General features: G+C 34.6%; 17 protein-coding genes, 1 tRNA gene and 2 rRNA genes. 13 read left to right on the top strand and 7 right to left on the bottom strand.

All coding sequences use genetic code 11. The features are described from left to right. The first annotated feature begins 106 nt into the window (after nucleotides 1-106). The 8 genes from AABD74_RS02425 to AABD74_RS02390 all read left to right on the top strand — a co-directional run bounded on the left by AABD74_RS02425 (nucleotide 107) and on the right by AABD74_RS02390 (nucleotide 7464). Nucleotides 107-2988, top strand: a 23S ribosomal RNA gene (locus AABD74_RS02425). A gap of 172 nt (nucleotides 2989-3160) precedes the next feature. Then, a 5S ribosomal RNA gene (gene rrf / locus AABD74_RS02420) occupies nucleotides 3161-3270 on the top strand. A 432-nt stretch (nucleotides 3271-3702) separates the two neighbouring features. Continuing rightward, nucleotides 3703-4296: a YdeI/OmpD-associated family protein gene (locus AABD74_RS02415; protein ID WP_406844577.1), complete on the top strand. Its 594-nt coding sequence runs from the start codon at nucleotides 3703-3705 to the stop codon at nucleotides 4294-4296. A 15-nt stretch (nucleotides 4297-4311) separates the two neighbouring features. Next, a complete protein-coding gene (locus AABD74_RS02410) occupies nucleotides 4312-4770 on the top strand; it encodes an SRPBCC domain-containing protein (protein ID WP_232680539.1) in 459 nt (152 codons plus the stop codon). 14 nt (nucleotides 4771-4784) lie between these two features. Next, nucleotides 4785-5351: a DUF4256 domain-containing protein gene (locus tag AABD74_RS02405; protein WP_232680542.1), complete on the top strand. Its 567-nt coding sequence runs from the start codon at nucleotides 4785-4787 to the stop codon at nucleotides 5349-5351. A gap of 15 nt (nucleotides 5352-5366) precedes the next feature. After that, complete coding sequence (locus tag AABD74_RS02400) at nucleotides 5367-5867, top strand: endonuclease V (protein ID WP_406844576.1); 501 nt, start codon at nucleotides 5367-5369, stop codon at nucleotides 5865-5867. Nucleotides 5868-6074: 207 nt separating this feature from the next. Next, the gene (locus AABD74_RS02395) at nucleotides 6075-6644 is read left to right on the top strand and encodes a Crp/Fnr family transcriptional regulator (protein WP_406844575.1); all 570 of its coding nucleotides are present in this window, start codon (nucleotides 6075-6077) and stop codon (nucleotides 6642-6644) included. 79 nt (nucleotides 6645-6723) lie between these two features. Further along, nucleotides 6724-7464, top strand: a complete 741-nt coding sequence (locus tag AABD74_RS02390; RefSeq protein ID WP_406844574.1) for an SDR family oxidoreductase — start codon at nucleotides 6724-6726, stop codon at nucleotides 7462-7464. A 98-nt stretch (nucleotides 7465-7562) separates the two neighbouring features. Here the strand turns inward: AABD74_RS02390 and AABD74_RS02385 are convergent, their stop codons facing one another. Both AABD74_RS02385 and AABD74_RS02380 read right to left on the bottom strand, forming a co-directional pair. Further along, nucleotides 7563-9974 (bottom strand): ABC transporter permease, encoded by a 2412-nt coding sequence (locus tag AABD74_RS02385; protein WP_406844573.1) that lies wholly within the window; start codon nucleotides 9972-9974, stop codon nucleotides 7563-7565. Between the two features lie 4 nt (nucleotides 9975-9978). Next, nucleotides 9979-10689 carry an ABC transporter ATP-binding protein gene (locus tag AABD74_RS02380; RefSeq protein WP_232680552.1) on the bottom strand — a complete coding sequence of 237 codons (711 nt, stop codon included), beginning with the start codon at nucleotides 10687-10689 and terminating at the stop codon, nucleotides 9979-9981. A 286-nt stretch (nucleotides 10690-10975) separates the two neighbouring features. On the opposite strand from AABD74_RS02380, the gene AABD74_RS02375 reads away from it, so the two are divergent. Beyond that, nucleotides 10976-12325, top strand: coding sequence for a sigma-54-dependent transcriptional regulator (locus AABD74_RS02375; RefSeq protein ID WP_406844572.1), 1350 nt, complete (start codon nucleotides 10976-10978; stop codon nucleotides 12323-12325). Nucleotide 12326: 1 nt separating this feature from the next. After that, complete coding sequence (locus AABD74_RS02370) at nucleotides 12327-13661, top strand: sensor histidine kinase (RefSeq protein ID WP_406844571.1); 1335 nt, start codon at nucleotides 12327-12329, stop codon at nucleotides 13659-13661. Between the two features lie 169 nt (nucleotides 13662-13830). Here AABD74_RS02370 and AABD74_RS02365 read toward each other — a convergent pair whose 3' ends face one another. Together AABD74_RS02365 and AABD74_RS02360 are read right to left on the bottom strand one after the other, a co-directional pair. Then, nucleotides 13831-15033 carry a PQQ-binding-like beta-propeller repeat protein gene (locus tag AABD74_RS02365; RefSeq protein WP_406844570.1) on the bottom strand — a complete coding sequence of 401 codons (1203 nt, stop codon included), beginning with the start codon at nucleotides 15031-15033 and terminating at the stop codon, nucleotides 13831-13833. A 360-nt stretch (nucleotides 15034-15393) separates the two neighbouring features. Beyond that, nucleotides 15394-15921, bottom strand: a complete 528-nt coding sequence (locus AABD74_RS02360) for a hypothetical protein (RefSeq protein ID WP_406844569.1) — start codon at nucleotides 15919-15921, stop codon at nucleotides 15394-15396. A 180-nt stretch (nucleotides 15922-16101) separates the two neighbouring features. Here AABD74_RS02360 and AABD74_RS02355 point away from each other — a divergent pair, with 180 nt between their 5' ends. Further along, the gene (locus AABD74_RS02355; protein WP_406844568.1) at nucleotides 16102-16992 is read left to right on the top strand and encodes a winged helix-turn-helix domain-containing protein; all 891 of its coding nucleotides are present in this window, start codon (nucleotides 16102-16104) and stop codon (nucleotides 16990-16992) included. A 322-nt stretch (nucleotides 16993-17314) separates the two neighbouring features. Then, complete coding sequence (locus AABD74_RS02350; RefSeq protein WP_406844567.1) at nucleotides 17315-17692, top strand: hypothetical protein; 378 nt, start codon at nucleotides 17315-17317, stop codon at nucleotides 17690-17692. A 324-nt stretch (nucleotides 17693-18016) separates the two neighbouring features. Here AABD74_RS02350 and AABD74_RS02345 read toward each other — a convergent pair whose 3' ends face one another. The 3 genes from AABD74_RS02345 to AABD74_RS02335 form a co-directional block, all read right to left on the bottom strand. After that, complete coding sequence (locus AABD74_RS02345) at nucleotides 18017-19366, bottom strand: DUF6602 domain-containing protein (RefSeq protein ID WP_406844566.1); 1350 nt, start codon at nucleotides 19364-19366, stop codon at nucleotides 18017-18019. Between the two features lie 346 nt (nucleotides 19367-19712). Beyond that, a tRNA-Val gene (locus AABD74_RS02340) sits at nucleotides 19713-19790 on the bottom strand. Between the two features lie 181 nt (nucleotides 19791-19971). Continuing rightward, the gene (locus AABD74_RS02335; RefSeq protein ID WP_406844565.1) at nucleotides 19972-21195 is read right to left on the bottom strand and encodes a bifunctional folylpolyglutamate synthase/dihydrofolate synthase; all 1224 of its coding nucleotides are present in this window, start codon (nucleotides 21193-21195) and stop codon (nucleotides 19972-19974) included. 131 nt (nucleotides 21196-21326) lie between these two features. Here AABD74_RS02335 and AABD74_RS02330 point away from each other — a divergent pair, with 131 nt between their 5' ends. Continuing rightward, nucleotides 21327-22022, top strand: coding sequence for a MotA/TolQ/ExbB proton channel family protein (locus tag AABD74_RS02330; protein WP_232680573.1), 696 nt, complete (start codon nucleotides 21327-21329; stop codon nucleotides 22020-22022). Nucleotides 22023-22024 lie beyond the last annotated feature (2 nt).

The following is a 22024-nucleotide window of genomic DNA, read 5'->3' as shown; positions in this document are numbered from 1 at the left end:
ATTGACATATTGAGATAAGAAAATAATAAGAAAGTAGAAAGCGTTTTTTGTTATTTATAACAAAAAACAAAAAAAAACGGTCTTGTTTTAATTAACAAGATTGGTACAATAAGCAAAATAAGGGCGTATGGGGGATGCCTAGGCTCTCAGAGGCGATGAAGGGCGTGATAAGCTGCGAAAAGCTGCGGGGACAAGCACACATTGATTGATCCGCAGATACCCGAATGGGGCAACCCACTATGTTGAAGACATAGTACACCGATAGGTGGGCAAACCCGCTGAACTGAAACATCTAAGTAGGCGGAGGAGAAGAAAACAAAAGTGATTCCGTAAGTAGTGGCGAGCGAACGCGGATTAGCCCAAACCATTGTTGTTACGGCAATGATGGGGTTGTAGGACCACGACATTTTATGCATGCAGAACCGGAACTGACTGGAAAGTCGGGCCATAGAGGGTGACAGCCCCGTATGGGTAATAAATGTAATAGATAGTGGTATCCTGAGTAGGGCGGGGCACGTGAAACCCTGTCTGAATTTGGCGGGACCATCCGCTAAGGCTAAATACTCCTGAGAGACCGATAGTGAACCAGTACCGTGAGGGAAAGGTGAAAAGAACCGTGAATAACGGAGTGAAATAGATCCTGAAACCATACGCTTACAAGCGGTCGGAGCCCTTTCGTGGGGTGACGGCGTGCCTTTTGCATAATGAGCCTACGAGTTAACGCTGCTGGCAAGGATAAGTGGTTAAGCCATGGATCCGCAGCGAAAGCGAGTCTGAATAGGGCGCTTTAGTCAGTAGTGTTAGACGCGAAACCGTGTGATCTACCCATGGGCAGGATGAAGCTGTGGTAACACACAGTGGAGGTCCGAACCGGTTGACGTTGAAAAGTCTTCGGATGACCTGTGGGTAGGGGTGAAAGGCCAATCAAACTCGGAAATAGCTCGTACTCCCCGAAATGCATTTAGGTGCAGCGCTGAATTAAGTTATATAGAGGTAGAGCTACTGATTGGATGCGGGGGCTTCACCGCCTACCAATTCCTGACAAACTCCGAATGCTGTATAATGTTTCTCAGCAGTGAGGGCTTGGGTGCTAAGGTCCAAGTCCGAGAGGGAAAGAACCCAGACCATCAGCTAAGGTCCCCAAATATATGCTAAGTTGAAAGAACGAGGTTTGTCTGCCCAGACAGCTAGGATGTTGGCTTGGAAGCAGCCATTCATTTAAAGAGTGCGTAACAGCTCACTAGTCGAGCGGACGAGCATGGATAATAATCGGGCATAAGCATATTACCGAAGCTATGGATTTACAAGCAATTGTAAGTGGTAGGGGAGCATTCTAACAGGGCAGAAGGTTTTTCGTAAGGAGAGCTGGACTGGTTAGAAAAGAAAATGTAGGCATAAGTAACGATAATGCGGGCGAGAAACCCGCACACCGAAAAACTAAGGTTTCCACAGCTATGCTAATCAGCTGTGGGTTAGTCTGGTCCTAAGGCGAACCCGAAAGGGACAGTCGATGGCTAACGGGTTAATATTCCCGTACTACTAATTACTGTGATGGGGTGACGGAGTGATGAAAGCGCCGCGAACTGACGGAATAGTTCGTTAAAGTACCTAGCTATAGGCTCTGCAGGCAAATCCGCAGAGACTGGTGAAATACGATAGTACTCGGAGTCTTCGGACAAAGAGATAGTGCGCCTAAGGGCTTCCAAGAAAAACCTCTAAACTTCAGGTAATTAGTACCAGTACCGTAAACCGACACAGGTAGTTGAGGAGAGAATCCTAAGGTGCTCGAGAGATTCATGGCTAAGGAATTAGGCAAAATAGACCTGTAACTTCGGGAGAAAGGTCGCCCCGAGCAATCGGGGCCGCAGTGAAGAGGTCCAGGCGACTGTTTATCAAAAACACAGGGCTCTGCAAAATCGTAAGATGAAGTATAGGGCCTGACACCTGCCCGGTGCTGGAAGGTTAAGAGGAGATGTTATCTTCGGAGAAGCATTGAATTGAAGCCCCAGTAAACGGCGGCCGTAACTATAACGGTCCTAAGGTAGCGAAATTCCTTGTCGGGTAAGTTCCGACCTGCACGAATGGTGTAACGATCTGGACACTGTCTCAGCCATGAGCTCGGTGAAATTGTAGTAACGGTGAAGATGCCGTTTACCCGCAGTGGGACGAAAAGACCCTGTGCACCTTTACTATAGCTTAGTATTGACCTTGGATAAATGATGTGTAGGATAGGTTGGAGACTGTGAAGCGGCGTCGCCAGGCGTTGTGGAGTCATTGTTGAAATACAACCCTTTGTTTATCTGAGGCCTAACCCCATAGTGTGGGGGACATTGCTTGGTGGGTAGTTTGACTGGGGTGGTCGCCTCCAAAAGAGTAACGGAGGCTTCTAAAGGTTCCCTCAGTACGCTTGGTAACCGTGCGTAGAGTGCAATGGCATAAGGGAGCTTGACTGAGAGACATACAGGTCGATCAGGTACGAAAGTAGAGCATAGTGATCCGGTGGTTCCGCATGGAAGGGCCATCGCTCAAAGGATAAAAGGTACGCCGGGGATAACAGGCTGATCTCCCCCAAGAGCTCATATCGACGGGGGGGTTTGGCACCTCGATGTCGGCTCGTCACATCCTGGGGCTGGAGAAGGTCCCAAGGGTTGGGCTGTTCGCCCATTAAAGTGGCACGCGAGCTGGGTTCAGAACGTCGTGAGACAGTTCGGTCTCTATCTACTGTGGGCGTTAGAAATTTGAGTGGATCTGATTCTAGTACGAGAGGACCGAATTGGACAAACCTCTAGTGTATCTGTTGTCCCGCCAGGGGCACCGCAGAGTAGCTACGTTTGGAAGGGATAAGCGCTGAAAGCATATAAGCGCGAAACCCACCACAAGATGAGATTTCTTTTAAGGATCGTGGAAGATGACCACGTTGATAGGCTATAGATGTAAAGGCAGTAATGTCATAGTCGAGTAGTACTAATAATCCGTAAGCTTATGTACACCCTTTTCTCCCGACTACGGTCGGGAGAAGAAACTTTCTAAACAAAAACTTACTTTTCTTTATCTCAGTATGTTAAAATATTAGCTCGACGCAGAGCAGTTGATGGTCAAGAGTTGATAGTTGTTGGAGAAATCCATCAACCGACAACCACAAACCAACAACTAAAAACCTTAAGGTGGTTATTGCGGCGGGGCTCACCTCTTCCCATCCCGAACAGAGTAGTTAAGCCCGCCTGCGCAGATGGTACTGCATCATTGTGGGAGAGTATGTCGTCGCCTTTCTTTAAAGAATCCTCATCATTCATTTGATGAGGATTTTTTGTTTTGTAAAACTTTTGGAAACAAAATCCAAGGAAAAGAATCTAAAGTTATAATACAAGCGTCCCAGCGGTTGAAACTGCAGGCAATATTTTACAGCTTTTATGTCTCCATACGTTTGAATGAGAATGGTGTTTTTTACTTAAAATAATATGTTTTAACTTGTTTTTTTGTCAAAACAACTTTGTGGTTTATTGATAATAGATAATGCCTTAGAACTTATTTTTCGCTTGTTAATTTGTAAGTCTTAAAACTATTTCATTCCTATCTTGCATTAGATACTATATTCTTCTAATTATTGGATTTTTAAATTGTATCATTAAATCAAAAAAAAGTTTTAATTTTAAATTGAAATCTTTCCCTATTCTGAAAGATTATTTTTTTAATTAAATTGAGATGTCACAAATTAATGCAAATCCAAAAGTTGATTTCTTTTTTGATGAAGCCAAGAAATGGCAGGAAGAATTAGATGTAATGAGAACAATCGTGTTAGATTGTCAATTAAGTGAAGAATTAAAATGGGGAGTTCCATGTTATACTTTTCAAAATACCAATATTGTTTTAATTCATACTTTTAAAGAATATTGTGCCTTTTTGTTTTTTAAAGGAGCTTTATTAAAAGATACAGATGGAATTTTGATCCAGCAATCTGAGAATGTTCAGGCAGCACGTCAAATACGATTTACAAATCTTAAAGAAATTGCCGAATTAAAAGACATCTTGAAAACATATATCTATCAAGCAATAGAAATCGAAAAAGCAGGTTTGAAAGTAGAGTTGAAAAAAACTTCTGAATTTGCCGTTTCAGAAGAATTTCAAAAGAAATTAGATGCTATGCCTGATTTACAAAAAGCTTTTTCTGCACTTACACCTGGAAGACAAAGGGCTTATCTTTTGCATTTTTCTCAACCAAAACAATCCAAAACCAGAGTATCTAGAGTTGAAAAAAATATTCCAAATATTTTAGAAGGTAAAGGGTTGAACGATTAAATCAGTCAGTTAAAGATGGGAAGAGAAAATAATATTCAAAATAGAATTCTTCAAAGTAAAATATTGCTTAAAGTTCCAACGGATATAGTCTGGGAAATGTGGAAAAATCCCGAACATATTGAAAATTGGTGGGGACCAAACGGTTTTACAAATACAATTCATAAAATGGATTTTAGGGAAGAAGGGGAGTGGAATTTAACAATGCATGGACCGGATGGAAAGAATTACCCAAACCGCAGTATCTTTAAAGAAATTATCTCACTTAGAAAAATTGTCTTCGAACATTTCAATCCGCATTTTATTACAACTGTTTTATTTGAATCTAACAATTCTGAAACACTATTAGACTGGACACTTTTATTCGATTCTGAAGAAATGTTTGATATTATTGTAAAAGCTCACAAAGCAGATCAAGGACAAAAAGAGAATATAGAAAAGCTTGAAAAATATCTCTCAGAATTTATTTTCAAATAATTAATTCAAAAGTTATGAATAATCAAAAAAATAAATTATCGTCAGAACAGCAAGAATCATTATTGAGTGTTTTAGAAGCACGTTTTGAAAATAATAAGCATCGTCATAAAAATATCGAATGGGAAAAAGTTGAATTAAAACTAAAAGCTAATCCTGAAAAACTTTGGTCTCTTGACGAAATGGAAAGAACTGAAGGCGAGCCGGATGTTGTAGGTTATGATGAAAAAACAAATGAATATATTTTTTATGATTGTGCAGCAGAAAGCCCAAAAGGACGTAGAAGTATTTGTTACGATCATGAAGCATTAGAAAAGAGAAAAGAAAATAAACCTAAAGACAGCGCTATAAATATGGCTTCTGAAATGGGAATTCAAATTTTGAATGAAGAAGAATATCGTGAACTTCAAAAACTTGGAAAATTTGATACTAAAACCTCAAGTTGGATTTTAACGCCTGCAAATATCAGAAAACTTGGCGGAGCAATTTTTTCAGACTTTCGATATGATACGATTTTTGTATATCATAATGGGGCCGATTCGTATTATGCCGCAAGAGGTTTTCGTGGTTCATTAAGAGTTTAAATAGTAAAAATAAATATGATATTAGCCTTCGATACTTATTATTTTGATAATAAAGCGAAAACAGTCTGCCTTGAGTTTGAGGATTGGAATGAAGATAAAAACTTTAAAATTCATACAGAAATAATTGACAATGTTGCAGAATATATTCCGGGAGAATTTTACAAAAGAGAACTACCGTGTATTATTAGTTTGTTAAATCAAATGAATTTAAAAAATATCGAAGCCATAATTGTTGACGGATTTGTGTATTTAGATGATGATAAAAAGTATGGTCTGGGCGGACGTTTATATGAAAAGCTGAATAACCAAATTCCAATTATTGGTGTTGCTAAAACGAATTTTGCCAGTGTCGAAAAAGATAAAAAAGCATTGCTGAGAGGTGACAGTGCAAAACCTTTATTTATCACTTCTATTGGGATTGATTTAGAAACAGCTTTCCAAAAAGTAGACAGCATGTCTGGAGAATTTAGAATGCCGACTTTATTAAAAGAGTTAGACCGACTCACAAAAGAATAAACTTATTTTATCAATCGTCATTTTGGCTAATCAATTATTCAAAATGACTAGAAACGGCTTTAAGCTTGGGTTGGTCTTTGCATTATAATTTTAAAACAATTAAAAATGCAAAAGACAATTTTATTAGAGGGAAATTAATTTTTATGTTTTGAATCGTTTTTGCCAAATGACAAATTCTGCACCAATAACTTTGATTAACTTGCCTCTATGAAAGAATTTATAGATTATATATTGCATTTTGGGACTTTAAATCAGCATCAGCTGGATTTAATTGCGAGTAAAATAACTGTATTGGAGCTTAAGAAAGATGAATATTTTTCGGAAGCTGGAAAAATTGCGCAGCAAGTAGGTTTTGTTTTAGACGGAATTACCCGCGTTTGTTATTACAACAATAGAGGTGAAGAAATTACCAAATATTTTATCGACGAAAACAATCTGGTTGTTGATATGGAAAGTTTCGATAATGATATTTGTTCCAATGCTTATGTGCAGGCGATAACGGATTGTAAACTGTTGGTTTTTTCTAAAAAAGACTGGAGGGAACTTTTGGAAACTATTATTGGCTGGGACGCTATAGTACATAGAATTATTTCAAAAGCATTGAGACAAAAAGTAGAAAGAAGAAGTCCGCTCGTTTCAGAAGATGCCACTACACGTTATTTAATGTTTCTTAAAATTTATCCAAACGTTATTAATCGAATTCCGTTATCTTATGTGGCTTCTTATTTAGGAATTACACAATCGTCATTAAGCAGAATTAGAAAAAACATCAGTTAAAATTGCTTTTTGCCAAATGACAAATGATTCCATTTTCAAAGTAACCAACTTTGTATTATAATTTTAAACCAATTTAAAAATGAAATCAGTATTAATAACAGGAGCAAACAGAAGCATAGGATTAGAAATAACAAAACAACTTTCAAAGCAAGGATTGTTTGTTTATTTAGGAAGCCGCGATCTTGAAAAAGGAAAAGAAATTGTAAAACAATTAAACAAAGAGGGATTTCAAAATATAAAAGCCATTCAAATTGATGTTACCAATTCAGATTCAATTTTTGAGGCTAAAAAAATTGTAGAAAGCGAGCAGGGAAAATTAGATATCCTGATTAACAATGCGGGAATAAGCGGCGGCCAGTTTCCTCAAACCGCTTCGGATACCAGTGTCAAAGACATTAAAAATGTATTTGAAACGAACTTTTTTGGTGTTATAAATGTTACTCAGATTTTTTTAGAATTGCTTAAAAAATCAGACAGTCCGAGAATCAGTAATATTACTTCAGGACTTGGTTCTTTGACTTTGCATAGTGATCCATCATGGAAATATTACGATTTCAAATCGGCAGCTTATGGAACTTCAAAATCAGCATTAAATGCATACACCATTGTACTGGCTTATGAACTAAAAGATTTGTCTTTTAAAGTAAATGCAATCGATCCGGGTTACACAGCAACAGATTTTAATCATCATAGCGGACCGGGAACTGTAGAAAGTGCAGCATCTTTTATTATCAAACATACATTAACTGATGAAAACGGACCAACCGGACAATTCTTTAGTAATGATATTGAAGATGAAACAGGAGTAAGTCCTTGGTAAAACAGTTAGCTTATAAGATAAAAAAGACTCCAATAGAAACATTGGAGTCTTTTAAGTTTTAATTGAAATAATAAATTCAAAATATTTTAAGAAATTATCTATTCGTATTTTAAGTATTTCAAAACATCAATTTTAGTTACCTGATATGCTTTTGCCAAAACAATGACTAAAGTCAGAAACATTAAAAATACAAATGCAGTCACAAATGGAAGCAGCGGAATATCAATTCTGTAGGCAAAATCTTCAAGCCATTTTCGCAGTAAAAGGTAAGCCGGAATTATTCCGATTAAAAACCCGATTAAGCAGAAAACAATATATTGCTTTGATAACTCTTTTAATAAAAGATTAGTTTCTGCACCTAAGGTTTTCCTGATTGCAATTTCTCTTAAACGTCTTTCCATTGAATAAGAAGCCAAAGCAAATAATCCGAAAATGGCAATTAGAATTACAATTCCATTTAAAAGTGAAAACAAGTTACTTTGGTTTTCATATTTTTTATACGTTCGGGCAAAGTTTGTGTCGACAAAATTATATTCAAACGGATATTCGGTATCTACTTTTGTTCTCCAAAATTTATCCAAAGCAGCGATAGTTTTAGACATTTCCTGTGGTGCAATCTTAACAGAAATAGTTTTGATTTCTTCTTGTGAAGAATTGTATGCATTGATATGAAAGAAAATCATTGGGGCAATTTTATGTTCCAAACCGAAGTAATTAAAATCCTTTACAATCCCAATTACCTTAAATTTTTGGTCCTTCCAGGTTATTTCCTTATTTAAAGGATCTTTTTCCTGCAGTGTTTTAGCCGCAGTTTCATTTAGTAAAACATTAGAAATACTGTCTGAAGCCAATTTATCACTTAAATTTCTTCCTTTAATTATCTTTATTCCCAGAATATCCAAAAGCCCAAAGTCAATTCCCATTTGCTGCGTTATAACTTCTTTATTTGCTTTATAATGCATGCCCGACCAGGAATTGCTGCCGCTTCCGATAGAAAATGATCCGGTAGAAACTGCTTCAATACCTTTTATTTTTAAAAGTTCTTGTCTTATAGTTTTATATCTTTCAAATTGTTCTTTTCCTTTTTTGGGTTTAAAAGAAATATCCATAACCTGAGCGCCTTTAAAACCCAAATCCTTTTCGGTCATATAACTTACTTGTTTGTAAACTATAAAAGAACCAATAATAAAAAAGGCGGCTATTGAAAACTGAAGAATCAACATACCGTTTCGAAGCCAGACACCATTTTTACTTCTTGAAAAATTTCCTTTTAAAACCTTCAATACTTCAAAATTTGAGATATATACTGCAGGAAGAACTCCGGAAACAAATACAACAAAAAAGAATATTAAAATTAACTGCAGGTAAAATTGAGTTCCGATAAGAACCAGGTTTTTATTTAAAAAAGAGTTGTAAAAAGGCAGCGAAAGCTCCACAATTACCAATGCCAGTAAAAGCGAAAAAAGTGTAATTAATATCGTTTCAAATACAAACTGAGCAATAATTTGAAATTTTGCAGCGCCCACAATCTTGCGTACACCAACTTCTTTTGCACGTTTTACTGCGTTTGCCGTAGCCAGATTAATATAATTTACAATCGACAATAACAAAATAAGTATCGATAAACCCATTAATATTCTCAAAAACTGAAGATTTCCAGTTCCCTCAGGAAAAGGATAATTTCCTTCATAAAGTCTCGATCCGTTTAAAGGAAGTAATTGCGCTTTTACAGGATCACCATACATTTTTATAAAAGCATCAAGTGATAAACCTTCATCCTGAGCCTGTTTTTTATAGTTTTGTTCAATAAAAATTTCATCTAGCTTTTTGACGACAGCAGTCGTATCACTTTGTTTTTTCAGTTTAAGTAGTAAACCATAACTAAAACCCCAGTCTTCTCTGTCTTTTTTCAAATCGTCTTCAACAATAGTAGTAATTACTGCCGGCATAACGGCTGATTTTCCAGATAATCGATACACTCCGCGAACTACAAAAAAACGATCAGCATACTTGATCTGTTTTCCCATTGGGTCTTCATCTTTAAACAAACGCGCAGCGGTTTCTTCAGATAAAACAATACTATTACGATCATGAATAGCCGTTTTTCTATTGCCTCGAATAAATTCAAAAGGAAAAAAAGAAAAGAAACTGCTCTGTGCAGAAAAAATCTTATCTACTAATTCTTGTTTGCCATTATAGGCTATAATTTCCTTAGTATAATAGGTTCTGAAATAACAATAATTTTCTAAATAGGAAGTGGAAGACTTTAAAGATGGGGCAGTTACAGGAGAGTTTGTAGCCCAGACACTTCCGTTGCCAATATCATTGAGAACGATATAAGTTTTATCTTTTTCGGGATTCCATTTATCATATGAATATTCCTCGTTCCAATACAAAATCGCAAAAATTAAACCCGCAATTCCAATGCTCAACCCCAAAACATTCAAAACCGTAAAAAGTTTGTTGTTTTTTATATGGTACGTAAAAACATTAATCCAATTTTTCAGCATGACCTTAGTTTTTAGAAGTTACTAAAACATCCACATTTCTCTGATTTAATTTTTCAGAAAGAATAACTCCGTCTTTCATCAAAATTATTTTCTGTGAAAAAGAAGCATCATAATCAGAATGCGTTACCATCAGAATTGTAGAACCATTAGCATGAAGATCCGTCAATAATTCCATTACTTCATTTCCATTTTTGCTGTCCAGATTTCCTGTAGGTTCATCAGCAAGAATAATTTTTGGGTCATTAATTAAAGCCCTTGCCACAGCTACACGTTGCTGCTGACCTCCTGAAAGCTGCTGCGGATAATGTTTTAAACGATGTGAAATGCCTAAAACACCTGCAATATGCTCTATTTTTTTCTTTCTTTCAGATGAGGAAACATTGTTGTAAATCAATGGCAGTTCGATATTATCATAAACCGATAATTCATCAATTAAATTAAAATTCTGAAAAATGAACCCGATATTTTCTTTTCGCGCTTTCGATTTTAATTTCTCCTTCTGGCCAATCATTTCCTGTCCCAGCAATTCATAACTTCCGCCAGAAGCGCTGTCTAATAATCCGATGATATTTAATAAAGTCGATTTTCCGCTCCCCGAAGGTCCCATTATCGAGACAAAATCGCCTTCGTTTATGGTTAATGAAATTTCGTTTAAAGCATTTGTTTCTACTTCTTCGGTTCTAAAAATTTTTGAAAGTTTTTTGATCGTAATCATAATTGATTTTTTAATGTTTGATTGCTGTTCGTTTTCTGATTTTTTTGTCTTCTGAAGTAAAAGAAATACACCCGAAAATTAAGATAATTAACAATGCGGTTTATAGATATTTATTTTGCTATTTTTACTTCAGGAAGATGTTAATAATTAATGATTTACAAGTAGAAAAGTGATTTTCATGCCAAAAATTTAAACCTTGTAACTGCCTTATTTTTAAAATTTTATTTTCCAAAAAAAAATCCATGGTGTCCACAATTGGACACCTTTTGTCCAAAACCGAACAAAAATGAAAAAGACAAACGCATCAATATTAATCATCGACGATCAGGAAGACATTCTTTTTGCATCAAAAGTGTACCTGAAAAAGTATTTTGAGAACATTCATACACTCAATAATCCGAAAAAAATAGTCGAATTACTGTCAAAAAATGCCATTGATGTTGTTTTGCTCGATATGAATTACAGAATAGGTTTTGAGGATGGAAGAGAAGGTTTATATCTGCTGAAAGAAATAAAAACGCTTTCGCCAAAAACCGTTGTGATATTAATGACTGCTTTTGGAAAAGTAGAAACTGCTGTTGAAGGATTAAAATCTGGCGCTTTTGATTATATCTTAAAACCCTGGGAAAACAAAAAGCTTTTAGAGTCTGTAAAACAAGCCGTTGATAAATCCCGAAAAGAACAAAAAAAGAACAAAGAGATTGAAACTGATAATGACTTTTTTGTCGGCACTTCTGAAATAATAAAAAAAGCATATTCTCTTGCTGATAAAGTGGCCAAAACCGATGCTAATGTTTTAATTCTTGGAGAAAACGGAACCGGAAAATTTGTTCTGGCACATCATATTTACTGTCAGTCCAAAAGAAAAAACAATCCGTTTATAGCTGTTGATTTAGGTTCACTGAATTCGAATATTTTCGAAAGTGAATTATTCGGTTATGCAAAAGGCGCTTTTACCGATGCAAAAACCGATACGCCCGGACGTTTTGAAATGGCGCAGAACGGAACTATTTTTTTAGATGAAATAGGAAATGTACCGCTGCATTTGCAATCCAAATTATTGCAGGTTATTCAAACCAAAACGGTAACAAGATTGGGCGAAACAAAACCAAGACCTTTGAATGTTAGAATAATTACGGCAACCAATTTGAATTTGAAATTGGAAGTGACCGATAAAAACTTTAGAGAAGATTTGTATTATCGCATTAATACGATGGAAATTGTGCTGCCGCCGCTGCGGGAACGTAACGAAGATAAAATCCCGCTGGCAGAATATCTTCTCGATAAAATGATTGAAAAATACGGAAGAGGCGAAATTACTTTTGATAAAAAGGTTTTGGAACAAATTGAAAAACACGCATGGAACGGAAACATCCGCGAAATGGAAAATAAAATTGAACGCGCTGTTATTCTTTGTGAAAACAACATAATCACAGTTTCTGATTTAGATTTAGAAACCATAACTCCTTATGATGAAAACCCGGATGATATTCAGCTTTCTTCTGTAGAAAAAGCGACGATTGAAAAAGCACTTCTTAAGCACGGTAATAATATCAGCAAAACAGCCGATGAATTAGGCTTGTCAAGAGGTTCTTTGTACAGACGTTTAGAGAAATATAATATCAATATTAACTAGTATGTTTAAAACACTGCAAACTTATAAGCTGCTTTTTTTTCGATTAATTGCTATTGTTTTGGGAATTGAAATTTCGATTTATTTCTTTAAAAGCCATATGCTTTTTACGGGGATATTTGGCTTTTTTATTGTTTTTCTGCTCATTCGCGAAATGTATTTTTATGTTCGCAATTTTGTTTTGCTTTACGATAAAACCATTGCTTCGATCCTGCAGAATGATTTTTCATCTGATTTTACCAAACATAAAGCCAATAAAAATTATGGTGATTTGTTTCAACTGTATGATACTTTAAAAGGCAGACAAAACGAACAGATCTCAAAAGATATTATTTACCGTTCGATTTTAAATAATATCGAAACCGGAATTATCATTTTAGAAAAACAGGAAAATGATTGGAATATATTTTTAATGAACGATTATTTTTCGTCTCATTTTAATGTACCTAAAGTTTCGAAATGGAAATATCTTAAAAATCAATTGCCGTCGCTTTGTGAAATTATTGAAGAAGATGATTTTCATGAAATAAAAACATCAGTTGAAATTAGTATAAACGAACAAGCAGCACAGACATTTGTTTTGCAGGCATCAAAAACAGAAATTTTTGAACGTGAGTATTGTATTGTTTTACTCGATTCTATTCAAAATGTAGTCGAGAAAAAAGAAAAAGATGCATGGGTTAATTTGATGAAAGTGATTTCGCATGAACTTTTAAATTCGATAACGCCCATTCGTTCCATTTGCCAAAACCTGCAGGATTTGGTAGAGCAGGATTCACTTTCGGCAGAAGATTTAGAAGATATCAAAAACAGCGTAGAAACCATGTTAAGGCGAAGCGATCATTTGCAGAAATTTGTTGAAGGTTATCGAAAACTGGCCATGCTTCCGTCTCCCAAAAAACAAAAAACAGAACTACAGCCTTTGATTGAAAATTGTCTGCAAATCATGAATCCGTTATTTAAAAAAGACGGAATTGAAGCTGTAAACACAATTTCCCTAAAAGGCCCAATTAATGTCGACCCACAGCAAACGGAACAGGTTATTATTAATCTTTTAATGAATTCTGTTTATGCATTAAAGAATATGACTCAAAAACAAATTCTAATTTCGGCTGAAGCCAAAGAAAACAGAACCTACATTAAAATCACCGACACCGGAAGCGGAATTGAAAAAGAAATCGAAAATAAAGTTTTCCTGCCTTTCTTCACCACGAGAAACGAAGGCGCCGGAATTGGTTTAACGCTTTCTAAAAATATTATCGAAGCGCATGGCGGTTATATTTCGTTTAAAACTGAGAATGGGAAAACGGTTTTTGAGATTTGTTTGGTGGAGGGGTGAGGTAATGTAAGTTTTAAAATAATTGAATAAGTTAAGTCTAAACGAAATACTCCGTTAGGAGTTAAGTATCGTTAGAAAAAAAAGAACCCAATAAATGAATATCCCGTAGGGATTATATGGATAGTAAGCAAAAAAACTCCAAAATCAAATGACTTTGGAGTTTTATATATTATCTAATTATTTTTAGAAATGCGCTGTAAACATCATCTTTAATAGAAGTTCGCATATAATATAAATCTTCATCTTTGGTGCTTAAATCAAATTTAATTAAACCAGCATCACAATAATAAAATATAGTGTCATCAACCGGAAATTCAATATTTGAAATAGGCTGGGTTGTTAATTTTAATTCAAATGCAATTTCACCATTGTTTATGTCTAGTTGAAAAAGCCTTCCTTTTTTAGTATAGCCCCAAATATTATCACTGTCCTCAGTTATATATTCTACATTATCATCTTGAAAATCCCTTTTCCAAATTTGAGTTCCTGTTTTAGAGTCTACAGCATATACAGAAGAAACTGTAGTGCCTTGCGCTGCAAAATATATTTTTTTGTCTTTAGTAAAGATGCGTTCCTTAATATTATATTGATTTTCATCTAATTTAAATTGCCATAAAACATCTAGTTTATCTGGAGTTAAGGCAAAAAGCAAATCTTTTTCATTTGCAATAAATACATTTTCACCATCAGTTACAGGTTTACTGTGCATGCTTTCGTCAAAACTCTTTTGGTTAAGGACTTTTCCTGTATTGGCATCAAAAGCATATAAATTTGTTGCGCTTGGAACAAAAATTTTGTTATTAAAAAACAGTACCGGAATGTCGTTAGTTGGAGTATCCAGTTTGTAAGTCCATGCTAAACTGCCGTCTTTTGTATCAAGAGCATAAATATTACTGCTTCCATTTTGGTTTTGAGCAGTTATAAACAGCTTTCCATTATTTACAACCGGAACCTGATCTTTAAGAACAATTTGATCTGTGATATTTCCTAATCTTGATTTCCAAAACACATCACCACTTTGGTTATCTACAGCAACAATTTCACCGTTGATAAACGGGATGTACACAACACCATTAGAGATAGTTACTTTATTGGCACACATTTCAGTATAAGGACTTGTAGCTTTTACAGTCCAGCCAATTTGTTCAGATTCTAAATCATATGAAAAAAGAGCACCGTCGTAATCATAAATTAAAATCGATGCTTCATCTAGCGGAACTTTTTTAAGTGCGCTTACAGCTTTATTCGTAACCTGCTCACCAGGCGGTAAAGTTTTATTATTTGTATTGGTAGTTTTTGAAACGGCAGGCGTTTGCCCAAACGTATTTATAACAGCAAATACAAATAAAAGAGTTATTAGGTTTGTTTTCATTTTTAAGATTTGGGTTTGATGATTTGATTTTCTTTTCAGCAAAAAAGCTGCCAAACAAAATAATATCCAGATCAAATATAGTTAAAAAATGTTATTGCGTTTTAGAAGTTATAACCTCGCTTGGATATGTTTACATTACGGTAACGCGGTTTTGTAATACACAATCTTGTCATTTCGACTGAAACGAGAAATCGCACCAGAAATTCAGCAAAGTATGTCCCCAATCTTTGTCGATTTTCTAGTGCGATTTCTCGTTCCTCTTTTACATATCCACGGCAGCCGGAGAAAAAGGAGCAATAATTAAAATTATTTACTTGTTGTTCATAAGCTATATACGTGAATGTATCTCTAATTTATTACTTAACAGCCGCCTTTGCGAGGGACACGTTTATAAAGTACTTTATTATCTCGTTCTACGTAGCTGCCCGATATTATTGGATACGAATACTTGGGTGCGTATGATACACCATGGCTTTTTAAAATTATTGTGTCGTTAACTTTCAGACTGTACAATTGCTGAAGTTGGGACTTTTCCGGCTCAAATCTAAGAATATAATCGTCACCATTAATTCTGGCCATCACTCCGAAACCTAATAGTGATCCTGGCGGAAGAGAAAGAGAAGTTACAACAGCCTCCATAGTGGTATTCTTGCTTATTTTAGTAGCGCCGGCAAGCACTTTTTTACCTCGGGGAGACATTTCCCAGTTTTTGAATTTTACACCATCAGGGGTTGCTTCCCATTTTTTCAATTTGGCTTTCCTTTCAGCAATGGAAAGTGTTTTTGGGATTGGTTTTTTAGAAGTTTCATTTTTAATTTCACAATTTGTAAAAACTAGTCCACTTACCACAACCAGCGGTAAGATCAGCGCATAAATGTTTTTTTTCATATTTTTTATAGGTTTAATTAAAATAGATCTATCTCCTGATAAATCTCGTTCATGTAAGGGATTCTTTTATTTTTCACAATCTTTAAAGCTGTTGTAGCAAAATTACTTTGATATATTTCAGTCTGAGTAACTTAGATTGTAAATAAAAATGTAAACTTTGTAAATAAAAAACTTGACACTATGCATTATAGTCGAAATCTCCTATCCGGAAAAGGCAAATATATCTTTGGATTGATAATGCTTTTGTTTATATCTGCAATCGGCACAGCTTTCAGTTTGGAAGATAGTGACGACTTTGCTATTGCAAGAAGGGAAATTTTGCTCCGCAGAATCGGACATGAACTACTTTTACAGTCGGGAGATAAAACATCAAGGGTTCTTCCCGTAAAAAAGATCGCTGAAAATGAGTATCAGATCAGGTTCGAGAATGAGTTTGCTTTTCAAACGGACTCTTTGGTCAATATTACGCAGCGTTTGTTAGCCCAAGATCCACTCGCACAAGATTATGTTGTTAACGTAGTGAACTGTGAAAATACCAATGTAGCTTATGGATATGCTATATCAGAAAATAAGAAAGATGATATTGTGCCATGTAAAGGAAGAAAGCAACCCAAAGCATGTTACATGATTAACATCAAATTTAAACCATTGGGTATTTATACAACAAAGAATAAATATTTTTTGGTAGGCGGTCTGTCATTTTTAGCTTTTGTTGGATTTGTTTTTTTTAGATCTGCTAAGCCGAAAGTAACTTTACTTAATGATTCTACTAGTTTGTTCACTTTAGGTTCGGTAGTTTTTGATGCGAAGAACCGTAAGCTGCTCATAAATGAAAAAACATTAGATCTCACCGGAACGGAAACCCGTTTATTGCTCATTTTTACATTGTCTCCTAACGAAACCATAGAAAGAAGCCGACTCCAAAAAGAGATATGGGAAGATGAAGGTGTTATTGTGGGCCGTAGTCTGGATATGTTCATATCAAAACTCAGAAAAAAACTGGAATATGATCCGAATGTCCAAATTGTTGTTATACGCGGAAAAGGGTATAAGCTTAATATTACTTCTTAGGTAGGTGAAACTTATTTTGAGAATTTTGATAAATATAAAAAAGACGCTCGAGCAGGAAATCAAATAAATGATTGGCTAGAAGAAATATTAAATTATTGTGCAAAGTCAACCAAAAAAACTACGAAGATTGCTATATTATTAGTATAACTGAGATAAATTGGGTTTAGCTAATCTTAAAAAACAAACGAAACAACTTTTTCGAATAGCTGAAGGATTTTGAAATTAATTTTTATACAGAATAGAGGTTTTTCAAATATCTTTTCTAAGTTTTTTCAATATTAACCGTCATTGTTTTAAGAAAATAAACAAAAAAATAACTCTAATGGATTATAATAAAACTACACATTTAATTTTAGGTCAACTATCAGAAGTGCGATTAAATTATATCGAAGAATATCATGTCATAAATGAATCGTTTTTAACGATAGATCAGATAGTAAAGAAGAATCAATTAAATTATGGTGTTGTAAAAATTGTCTTAGCTTCGTTACAAGCAAATGAAGAAATTAAATTGTTTAATTCACAAAATGATTTTGATTCCTCAGGCTATAGGATTACTAACAAAGGTATGCAAGCTTATGGAGATAAAAAATATCCTAGACTCAAAATTGAGCGTTTGCGGGCGACTTGGAGTTTTTATTTTTCTATTGCCTCGTTAATTGTATCTATAATAGCAATATTTATAGCGGCATGGGAATAGAAACTAGATATTAAGCAATTTTTTAACTTGATCCGTGACAATGAGAAATAAGTCATAAAAAAACTTTTTAATTTCTTAAGGAGCTTCTTGGTGGGGTGTCAGGGATTGCAGTCGAACACTTTGTGCCTATTTTAATGTTTTTCTAGAATATAAAATGAAGTGTTTGATAAAAAAAGAAGATGCGTTAACGTTTCGCCTGTAATCGACAGTCGCGGATTAAAGCAGAGCTGAGTTCTCTCTGTTAAGATAGAATTTCTTCGTGAAAATGAAACATCAACTTACCGAAAACTACAAATTGTAGTTGCAAGTGGTTAGCAGAAGGCTTTATTGAATGTTTAAACGTTCTCTATAATCATTTACTAGAAATGTCTCCGAAAAATATTTTTCTTCTAAATTCTGTATAACATAATTGCCAACTTTCCAATTTAATACATCGGAAACTCTTTCCCAAATTGAATCTAGATCAAATTTATGCTCATTCATAAATGCTGATTGAGGAATCCAATCTTTATTATATAATTCAAGTTCCATCTTGTATTTGATTTCGTTATCAAGAGATCTAAAATAATTAATATTTACTTTTTTTGCATGTTTATCAACATCTAAGAAGGAAAATAATTCATTGAAAAATGACGCACAATACGGCTTTAAATCTGGGTTTTCAGAATGGATAGAATAGAACCTTGGGCGGACTGTTTCATCTGTTTGTTTATAATCCAGTACATCAATAATTAAACATTGTTCATTTAGAACACAAATTGAATTAACAGTTTCGAAAAGATATAATATATCTTTTGTAACTACACCTGAATCATCAAACGAATGATAAAAGTTAGCAATGTTATTTGCAATTGTAAATTCATTTTGGATGTCTTTTTTGAAAGCAAAAATTCCTTTAAAAATTGGAGCGGCTGTATTTCTATGTCTTGCTACTTCTCCCAACAAATCCATCGCGTCTGCTAACTGATTAGAATCAAGAGTTGATTTTACCTCGATAATTGCTCGAACTGCTTTTTCAGGTAAAACAACAAGATCTCCTTCACGAAATAATGGAGAAAAATTTTGAGAATCATATATCAGAATATCGCATTGTCTTTTACATCCTTCAATAAATCCGGTAGCAACCTCGTACTTTTTAGGAAGATATTTTTTTAAAATACCGCGAAATAATTCTTCTCGGTAATTTCCTTTAGTTACATTATGTTGAACTAAAAGTTCGATTCGATTACTCTTTGAAACAATTTCATCTGCAATTGCTTGTAAGAAACGTTTCTTATTTTCATATTCTAAAATATGTTCCGACAATTTTATAAAATCTCCTGTTTTTTGACTTTCAAAGTTTAATAAGCCTTTTGCGAGATTAAGTTTAACAAGAGCATTTGCTTCATCTTCGCTTAATGAAAAAGATTTTGTTAGAAAATCACTTACCTCCTTCGGAGTTACTTTTTTTAAATTTGAATTAAATATAAAACTGTTTAAAGGTTTTTGTGACTTTATGTAAATTGTTCTTAACTCTTTAAATCTTCCGTAGATATATGTTTGTGGACTAAGTAGATCTGGAAATGGAATTCCGTTGAAAGTGTCTATTTCAATTATTGTTGGGTCTTCAGGGAAGTTGTACCAGAATAGAGAAAATTTGCCTTTATTGGTTTTATCAAAATATGCTGTAATCAACTTGATTTCATCATAGTTTTTAGCCAGATCAATAAATCTTGTTCCTGGTTTTATCTTATCAATCTCGTACATATATGAAATTCTTTTAGATGAAGGTTGTTTTTAGGCTTTCTGCTAACTTATGTATATCTGCTACTTATAGGCACATATTGAGCTGTTGATAGAAGTATATATTCTATGTAATCAAGCACAAGTTTTTACAATATTACACAAAAACAGAATACTACGATTGATTTAGAATAAATCGAGATTTATTTTTTGAGAAAGTAAAAATTAAGCTAATCGACTTGTGAATATATTAAAAAAATAAACAAAAAAAAACTCCTTAATTTCTTAAGGAGTTTCTTGGTGGGCGATGAGGGGTTCGAACCCCCGACCCCCTCGGTGTAAACGAGGTGCTCTGAACCAGCTGAGCTAATCGCCCTATTTTATTAGGTTGCTATCGTTTGTGATTGCGAGTGCAAATATACGCTAGTTTTTGAGTTCTGCAAAGAAAATCGAATAAAAAATAAAACTTTTTTAAAAATAAACTATATCTAGCTGTTTATGAATTTGTTATTAAATCGGTTTTTTTAGACTTTTTTCTAAGATTTAAGTTTTGCTTGTTACAAAGGCAATTCGGCAACGACAAAAGTGCTTCCGCCAGCATAAATAAAATCATTTTTTGAAGCGTTTTGTTTGGCTTTCGCGAAAGCGCTTTCAACAGAATCGTATTTTTCTCCAATTAAATTAAATTTCTCAGCGGCATTTTGCAAAGTTTCAGTTGGTAAACCTCTTGCCGAATTCGGACTGCAGAAATAATATTGCGCTTCTTTCGGGAAAAGCGGCAAAATAGAATCCAGATCTTTATCGTTTACAACGCCCAAAACAATATGCAGTTTTTCATATTTTTCATTTTGAAGCTGATTCATCACAACGGCTAATCCGTGTTTGTTGTGAGCCGTATCACAGATAATTTTTGGGTTTTCGCCCAACTGCTGCCATCTTCCTTGTAAACCTGTATTTTTTACAACATTCAATAAACCTTCTTTTAATTGTTCAGTCGAAACTTTAAAATCGGTTTGATTGTTAAGAATTGAAATAGTCTGCTGAACTGTCTTTTTATTATGAAACTGATAATCTCCAATTAAGTCAGAAGGGAAAATTTCTGAAATTAAATCAGAAGCAAAATAGATTGGCGCTTTATTCTTTTCGGCTTTAGTCAAAAATACAGGCTGAGTTTCCTGAGTATATTCGCCAATAACAACCGGAACATTTGGTTTAATAATTCCGGCTTTTTCGCCCGCAATAGCTTCAAGCGTATTTCCTAAAAATTGCGTGTGATCTAAACCAATATTGGTAATAACCGAAACCAAAGGCGTAATAATATTCGTTGCGTCCAGTCTTCCGCCCAAACCAACTTCGATAATCGCGATATCTGTTTTTTCAAAAGCAAAATAATCAAATGCCAAACCAACCGACATTTCGAAGAAACTCATATCATTGGCTTCAAAAAAATCTTTGTGTTTTGAAATGAACTCGCAGACAAAATCTTCTGAAATTTCCTGGCCGTTTATTTTAATCCTTTCCCTGAAATCTTTTAAGTGCGGCGAAGTATACAAACCTACTTTATAACCAGCTTCCTGCAAAACCGAAGCCAGCATGTGCGAAGTTGAACCCTTTCCGTTTGTTCCCGCAACGTGAATCGTTTGTAATTTCTTTTCGGGATTACCAAGATGTTCTGCCAGTAACTTAATGTTTGTCAGGTCTTCTTTGTATGCCGAAGCACCCTGAAGCTGATACATAGGTAATCGATTAAACATCCAGTTTGTTGTTTCCTGATAGTTCATTTTATTTGGATAAAATAGTTGTTGATTGAAATAATTTCCAGTTTTTTTAGTTTAATATTACAATGAAAATTATCTTTATTGCAAAATTGAAATATTTTTTAGAATTAATTATTAAAAACCAGAATTAAAATATGTTTAGCTACATTCAATTACAAGCTGATACTCTCGCAAACGCCTCAAACGTGGTGATCGAAAAAATTGCTCACCCGGAAACCGAAATTTCTGTTTTAGGATTTATCTTAAAAGGAGGTTTCTTCCTAATACCAATCGCACTTTTATTGTTTTACACGATTTACGTAATTTTCGAACGTTACTTATATATCAAAAAAGCTTCGAGAATAGATGCGAGATTAATGCAGGATGTGGGAGAAAAACTAAATGCCGGAAACATTGAATTAGCCAGAACAATTGTTGAAAGAAATGACACAGCAGTTGGAAATATTTTAAAAGAAGGTGTTTTGGTTATTGGGAGACCAATTGCTGAAATCGAATCAAATATGGACCGCGCTGCCGATATTGAAATTGGTGAAATGGAAAGACGTTTAGGCCATTTAGGACTTATCGCCGGTATTGCACCAACTCTTGGTTTCATCGGAACTATTTCTGGGGTTATTAAAATTTTCTACAGTATTTCGGTTACAGAAAATATCAGTATCGGAAATATCTCAGGAGGTTTATACGAAAAAATGATCAGTTCAGGATCAGGACTTATCGTGGGAATTATTGCTTATAGTGCCTACCACTTACTGAACGGAAAAATTGATGATTTTGCTTTAAAAATTCAGAAACAGATATTAGAATTTGTAAACATAATTCAAAGATCATAAGA

The sequence above is a fragment of the Flavobacterium soyae genome, from assembly GCF_045348165.1.
Taxonomy (GTDB): domain Bacteria; phylum Bacteroidota; class Bacteroidia; order Flavobacteriales; family Flavobacteriaceae; genus Flavobacterium; species Flavobacterium soyae.
This window is presented reverse-complemented; position numbering and strand designations above follow the sequence as displayed.